This window comes from Escherichia sp. WS1450 (assembly GCF_046487395.1).
Lineage (GTDB): Bacteria > Pseudomonadota > Gammaproteobacteria > Enterobacterales > Enterobacteriaceae > Escherichia > Escherichia coli.
The window spans coordinates 1-721 of record NZ_JBJQJO010000145.1 but is presented as its reverse complement, the minus strand read 5'-3'; the positions used below and the strand labels follow the sequence as shown (position 1 = coordinate 721).

The window sequence follows — 721 nt, the reverse complement described above, 5'->3', positions numbered from 1 at the left end:
ATTCAACAGGTGATCAATAAACTGAATTTACGACCACGTAAATGTTTAGGTTGGAAAACACCTTATGAAGTTTACTTCAAAAAATCGTTGCACTTGGTTTGACAATTCAAGAGAAAAAATCAACGAGCACAAAGTAAATTATGGATATGCCCCTTTTGCATTTACCAACTCTGTTGGTGTGAATGGAGACATAAAAATAGCAAATATACTTTTTAATAACAATGAAATTAAAAGAGACAACTGGCTTACAAATAGCGAATGGTATAACAAAGGAAATAATTTCTTTATTCTTGAGAATAAAGAACAATTGAATATTGTGAAGAAAATTTATGGTCAACCTGAAGATATTGAAAGTGTGTGTGATGTGATTTTTGTCAAATACAGAAACCACATTTACGTCAAATAATTATTTTACCCTGAAGGAGAAGGTTTATTAAAAGAATTTTCCTTCAGGGTAACATGTATAAGTACATAAATTCGCTACATTTTCGCCTAATAATTTGTTTTACTTCAATGATTAATAAACGAAAATAAATTTAAAGTCTAAGTATTAGTACCGTAAGCTCTTTTCCTCGTAGATGTGGTAATGTTCCACCAAACAGGAAGGCCGAGCGTTGTATCGTAGTATTCAACTGGCACAATTGAAGAGACAGGCCTCTGCGCAGTTGTACCATATAACAAAGATGTCAACGGAGAAGTGCAGGCCGCAAACTGACTGATG

The 721-nt window shown here is 33.3% G+C and carries 1 protein-coding gene and 1 pseudogene; both read left to right on the top strand.

Annotated features, from left to right (window positions below; translation table 11 throughout):
* Positions 1-102, top strand: a pseudogene (locus ACJHYR_RS28000) (IS30 family transposase); the annotation flags it as partial.
* The gene (locus ACJHYR_RS27995; protein WP_410233226.1) at positions 65-406 is read left to right on the top strand and encodes a hypothetical protein; all 342 of its coding nucleotides are present in this window, start codon (positions 65-67) and stop codon (positions 404-406) included. The pseudogene ACJHYR_RS28000 and the gene ACJHYR_RS27995, both read left to right, overlap by 38 nt.
* The last annotated feature ends 315 nt before the right edge of the window (positions 407-721 follow it).

What these genes read in the sequence shown, in the direction of transcription:
- ACJHYR_RS27995 (WP_410233226.1), top strand. Translation starts at nt 65, where the DNA reads ATGAAGTTTACTTCAAAAAATCGTTGCACTTGGTTTGACAATTCAAGA.